At 43.4% G+C, this 5659-nt stretch carries 5 protein-coding genes; 2 read left to right on the forward strand and 3 right to left on the reverse strand.

Annotated elements, in window-relative coordinates:
* Positions 1–236: 236 nt before the first annotated feature.
* The gene (locus ACE1AT_RS18360; RefSeq protein ID WP_374870868.1) at positions 237–443 is read right to left on the reverse strand and encodes a hypothetical protein; all 207 of its coding nucleotides are present in this window, start codon (positions 441–443) and stop codon (positions 237–239) included.
* 87 nt (positions 444–530) lie between these two features.
* Here ACE1AT_RS18360 and ACE1AT_RS18365 point away from each other — a divergent pair, with 87 nt between their 5' ends.
* Entirely contained in the window at positions 531–1283 is a 753-nt protein-coding gene (locus ACE1AT_RS18365) for a ParA family protein (protein ID WP_374870871.1), read from the forward strand.
* Positions 1283–2212 (forward strand): ParB/RepB/Spo0J family partition protein, encoded by a 930-nt coding sequence (locus ACE1AT_RS18370; protein WP_374870873.1) that lies wholly within the window; start codon positions 1283–1285, stop codon positions 2210–2212. Before ACE1AT_RS18365 ends, ACE1AT_RS18370 begins: the two co-directional genes overlap by 1 nt.
* 228 nt (positions 2213–2440) lie before the next feature.
* Here the strand turns inward: ACE1AT_RS18370 and ACE1AT_RS18375 are convergent, their stop codons facing one another.
* Positions 2441–3793 (reverse strand): selenium-binding family protein, encoded by a 1353-nt coding sequence (locus ACE1AT_RS18375; RefSeq protein WP_374870874.1) that lies wholly within the window; start codon positions 3791–3793, stop codon positions 2441–2443.
* 465 nt (positions 3794–4258) lie between these two features.
* Positions 4259–4498: a hypothetical protein gene (locus tag ACE1AT_RS18380; RefSeq protein ID WP_374870876.1), complete on the reverse strand. Its 240-nt coding sequence runs from the start codon at positions 4496–4498 to the stop codon at positions 4259–4261.
* Positions 4499–5659 lie beyond the last annotated feature (1161 nt).

Consider the following 5659-nt stretch of genomic DNA (forward strand, 5'->3'; position numbering starts at 1 on the left):
TGAGGGGGCGACGAAATAAGCTAAAACATAGACTCGATAAGCTTCATAGCCCTTAAACCCTGTTGATAATATTTACGTTTATTACGATTAATTCTCATTAATTCGGTTACTAACCCCACACAAATATCTTTGAAATTGACCTGAAGGGGTGACAAAGAAGCTACAAAGCAGACTGGATAAGAGACGATGAGTAATGAACTCATTTAAGGATATGAGTAGGAGCCTAATGCGATCGCTCACCTCATCACCATCTTCAAATGTTCCATCTGCGAATGCTGCCAGCCTGAGCTAATTGCCTTGGGCATTAAGAGCCACCGACTAAAAGCCAAGTCAAAAGCTCGTTTGTTCACCTTCTCCTGAGTTTGTGGTTTTTGGTACTGCTGAACAATCTCTTCAACCCCTAGCAGTTGGTTGACTTCGACTATCTGGGAATATTTAGTCATCTTTCATGTAACTCCCGCTAGTGCGATCGCATCCTCAAAATTTGTCCTAAACTAGGACAACAAAAGCAACATAAAAAGCTTACACCCGTGTCTAAAATTATCGCCATCTTCAACCAAGCAGGTGGTGTGATGAAAACAAGCCTCACCATGAACTTGGGCTACCAACTGCACCTGAATCAACGCAAAGTTCTCCTTGTTGACATAGACCCACAGGCATCACTCACCACGTTTATGGGTTTAGAACCCCACGAACTAGAAGCAATTGTTGGTGGTTCAATTCTCAACGAAGAAACACAGTTGCCAATTCATCACAACCTGCATGGCATGGATTTAATTCCAGCCAATATTACCCTGAGCGCCGTTGAGCTACAACTTGCTTCTGTGATGGCAAGAGAAGTAAGACTTCATAAGGCTCTAGAACCTGTTTTAAATCAATATGATTTTATCCTGATTGACTGTCCCCCATCTTTGGGAGTTCTCAGTATTTTGAGCTTGAGCGCTGCAACTCATGTTCTTATCCCCATTCAAACCCACTTCAAAGCCTTTAAAGGTACAGAATTACTGCTAGACACAATTAAACAGGTAAAAAAACACGTCAATCCCAAACTAGCAATTGCTGGAATTGTCCCCACCCTCTACAGCAATGCCAGCCAAGACAAAGTTATTCTAGAAGCACTGCAACAGCAGTTATCATCACTCGCCCCTGTTTTTGATCCTATTGGTCGCGCTACCGCGTTTGCTGATGCGGCTATGAATCGCCAACCACTAGCTGTTTATGCCCCCAAACATCCAGCAGTCGCGGTGTTAAATAAGATTGCTCAAGGGATGGAGAAGCTGTAATGTCTAAAAAACGCCTAGAAGCGCCAAAGATGCGTGGTGTTGAAGATTTGCTCACTATGGATGTAGAACCAAACCAAACTACCACGGCTCCCATCAACAAAATCCAAACCTCAAGCAACCAACCGCGCCGCTACTTTGACCCAAACAAAATGGCGCAATTGGTTCAATCTGTAAAAGAACACGGCATTTTAGAACCACTGCTCGTTCGTCCACTTAATAGTGATGAATACGAACTCATTGCTGGAGAAAGAAGGCTAAAAGCAGCAGTGTCAGCCGGACTAACTGAAGTCCCCATTATTATTAAAAACTTTACTGATAAACAAGCCCTGCAAGTAGCCCTACTGGAAAACCTCCAACGTGAAGACCTCAACCCAGTTGAAGAAACTGAAGGGATATTAGAATTACTCAGCATTGAGCTTGATGTCACCACCGATGAAGTAGTATCAATCCTCAACCAAGCAGCTAACGCCAAAAAACGAAATTTGGAGTTGACGGAAAACGTTTTCCGTCAGCTAGAAAAAGTCGAATCTCTCTTGGCTGGTATCGGTAGATTTAACGCCCAAAGCTTTCGTACTAGCCGCCTACCACTGCTCAATCTGCCTGCTGATGTTTTAGAAGTCCTGCGTTCTGGTCAACTTGAATACACCAAAGCACGAGCGATCGCACGGGTCACGGATTCAGAAACTAGAAAAGAACTCCTAGAGAATGCTCTAGCCTACAATCTCTCGTTAAATGAGATTAAGCGCAAAATCAAGGAAATTGAGCAGCAAGTTAAGCCAGAAAACCCATCAATCAAAGAGCAAGTTGATAGTACATTGCGTCGGTTAAAACAGTCTAAAGTGTTGGATGACCCCAAGAAAAAAGCCAAGGTAGAAAAGCTGCTATCACAATTAGAAGCATTGATGAATACTGACAGCGAAGTGAAATAATGTGGTGCTATTGCTCCTAAAATCACTTTACTATTTGAATTTTTGGAATTTTTAGGATAGTAACAGGTTCTTCGATTTGGGTGTGCGATCGCATTCCCTCTACTCTTTGTTAAGCCTTAGTATCTTCATGACTTGTTAGTTTCGACAAAGCACCCGCCGCCACATCTGTTCCATCACCCTCACCCAACCAAAAAACCGGAAGTCCCTTAATGAAAGCCCCTGTTTCCTTTAAACCCAAATATCAGAGGTGGAATCGCCACCAGGGTAGCGCATCTCATGAGCGCGAGATGGACCAGCTGGTTCTTTGCCAAAGTCAACGTAAAAATTTTCGTTGATTTTCATCCCGCCGTTTTCAGTATCGCAGTCAATTTGCAACAAATATGAACCAGTCTTCGACAAGTCAGGATAAAACTGATTATCCCAAGTGCTAAACAGCGAATTCGTCACATAAAGCCGCTTACCGTCGAGACTCAGCTGAAGCATTTGCGGTCCACCAGCTAGCTTTTTGCCCTGAACTTCGCCGCTTTTACCCAGCAAACCACCGCACCAAACCTGACCAGTGAGTTTGGGATGGGCGGGATCGCTGATATCGTATTGGCGAATATCTCCATGCAACCAGTTGGAAAAGTAGATATAGCGATCGCACATTGAAATCAATATATCAGTAATTAACGATGGCACAGGGATAGGCCAGCCTTGGACTTCCACTGATGGCACATCAATTACTTTCTCAACTTGCCAATGACCGTTAGATTTGTGCCAATGCCAAACATTGCTGCCCAGTGCTGCACCGACAAATCCATGAGTGCTATCAGGATGATGATGGAAGCGCACTTCTAAGGGAATTAATCCTTCCTCACCCAAGTCCACACTCTGGATAATCTCGTGTTTCGACCAATCCCAAAAATGCAACTGCTGTCCATAATTTCCAGCTGCCACATCGTTGAGGTCAAAACCGGGATAGTAGGTTTTGGGTGCGGCCCACTCGCTACTAACCATGACGTTGTGACGTGGCTGATACCAGAAGTCATAGTTAAAGCGCATGGCGTCAGCTTTGTGTTCCCAGCGTCCAGCAATGTCAAACTTCTCATCCAGCAACAAAAAGCCACCAGGTCCATTGCCCTCGCTGTCGCCCAGCATGGAAATCATGATTTTACCATCTGCTAGGCAGTGTACTGTATGTGGGGCGGTCAAGTTGGTTTTGTCTTTGATTTCTTCTGGTTCAATAACTTTGTGTAGTTTTGGCGCTTTCGCATCTGCTGTGTCAACAATGTAAATTCGGCTAGACCGTTGACCGGGAATCACCATGAAGCGCCGGGATTTACTGCTATCGCCGTGACAAGAACTGCAAGCATTCCAGCCAAAATGATGCAACTCATCGCCAATATAAGGCATTGGTAGGCGATGAATCACTTGGGAGTAAGTCGGGGAATTGGGTTTAACATCTACAGTTGCCAAATAATCCGGTGCGTCGATTCCCGTACCTGTGTAGAGTGCAATTGTATACAGCATATTTTCGCGTTCTGCCTTGATAGCCGCTTCTGGGGAAGCGTAGCCAGGTCCGCAGCAAGTATGAGTCATATTTTTCTACCTCGAACCATCTGTGAAAAGTGGGAATTGCCAGAAATTTTGCACAAACTACGATACAGTTTGAAACTTTGTGCGCGTTGGGCATTTTCCGCCCGAGGATTGGCCTTGTTTGTGCTTCTACTACCAGGGCTATTTCATTCTAAATAAGTCCTTGAGTATGCCAGGGCAAACGTATCTAAAATTCACAAAACGCGCTCTGACAAAAAACGGAACTTGTATCGTACCAAGGATTCCGATTGGTGGATATTTAGACAGTTCATAATCAAATGCCACAGCCCCCTAACAATTTCTTCGGGGGTAGCCGTGCCATCGATTACTAGGAGTGCGATCGCCTATATGCATACGTCAAGCAACCCAGGCGCGTAAGTCCTGGAGTTGCCTAACTATTTAGGGTGGTAGAAAGCCCTGATACTCGCTTACTAAAAAAGCTTGCAGATTATGATTTGCAAGCTTTAATTAATGGCGTAACCTAACCGAACGGATTAGATAAGCCACAGCAAAAGTTGCTGCGATCGCAATAAATCCATACTGAAAATACTGGTTCGAGTCATTATAAGGAATAACGAACGTTACGCCTGTAGGCTGAACCTGAATCACAGCAACTTCGTTATCCCAATTAGAAGTAACGGGTGTTATAGTTGCTGGTTGGGATTGATACGCAATATGTTGCTGTGATGGAACTTCTGGATTTTTCATTTAACTAGTTTGCCTCCTTGGCAATGTATAGGATTTAGCTCGGAATTAAGGCACGAGCAGGGGGCAAACTACAGAAGTACGACCAAATACTCAAATACTCGCCTCACCATACCTAGTGTTTAAATCCTCACTAGTCAATAAGCATAGCAAAACATCCTCAGTAGCGTCAAGCCATGAGGAGCAGCTAATAAACTATATTAATATCAGCATTACTTATAAGAAGAACTCTTTTCGCAAAGCAAGGCTAATATTTGAGTATTTGGTCGTATACGACTATTAGTATGACAATTTTGTACTGATGTGTCAACACATATTATGTTCTGACTTTTCCCGTTAAGTCCCTCTAGTAGGCTGCCAACCCTCACAGAGGTCATGCAATCTTAACCAGCCTCGCCACAGTACCTGGATGCCATAAAATTCTGTAAGTGACTTACAACTGGACTTTAGACTAAAAAGCAGTCGTAATGGAAACGTTTCCATCACCAGTAAACCAAAAAGATCGCATCCTAATTTTTGAAGTTTCATGAATGTGACATTCATGAAATGCGATCGCATCCCTTCTGGTCAGTTAGCGTAACGTTATTCTAACTAAATCGGTGGGAGAAATTTTAATCAAGTAACTTGTTTATAAATTTCATGTTTCCAACTAATCCGACTTAACCCAATCGGTGTGAGTCAATGTCATTTACTCAATTTTCAGTCAATGTCATTGTTTCCACCCAATCGGTGTGAGTTGCCTTGGTAGTGGAAACGTTTCCACTACCAGAATAAACGTTTCCAACTAATCTGACTTAACCCAATCGGTGTGATCTGTTTTTTTCAAAATAACCAAGTGACTTGGTTAAAATGTTTCCAACTAATTTGGCAGGACTCCCCAGGTTTTAGCCCCGCTTCGCTCTGCCAAACATCAAGCAAATTAAAATATTAGAGCGATCGCATCTCCTACCAAAGCTTTCCGGTCATGCCCAACACCAGCAGACAATGCTACTAATCATACAAATTAGCCAAGCAAAATTACTTACTGTACGTTCGCTCATTTTTGAAGGGAGAGAGGAATTAATGCCTTGCTGTCCAAGGAAACAACGTGATTGTGGAGCTGATTGTAGTTGTACCGTGTAATACTTGGGAAAAGCTTCGGGAGATCAACGGTGTATTACATGG

The sequence above is a fragment of the Pelatocladus sp. BLCC-F211 genome (genome assembly GCF_041928655.1).
Taxonomy (GTDB): domain Bacteria; phylum Cyanobacteriota; class Cyanobacteriia; order Cyanobacteriales; family Nostocaceae; genus Pelatocladus.

Bases quoted from the DNA above. Each gene is read 5' to 3' on its own strand.
- ACE1AT_RS18380 (WP_374870876.1), bottom strand. From the start codon at position 4,498: ATGAAAAATCCAGAAGTTCCATCACAGCAACATATTGCGTATCAATCC.
- ACE1AT_RS18370 (WP_374870873.1), top strand. From the start codon at position 1,283: ATGTCTAAAAAACGCCTAGAAGCGCCAAAGATGCGTGGTGTTGAAGAT.
- ACE1AT_RS18375 (WP_374870874.1), bottom strand. From the start codon at position 3,793: ATGACTCATACTTGCTGCGGACCTGGCTACGCTTCCCCAGAAGCGGCT.
- ACE1AT_RS18360 (WP_374870868.1), bottom strand. From the start codon at position 443: ATGACTAAATATTCCCAGATAGTCGAAGTCAACCAACTGCTAGGGGTT.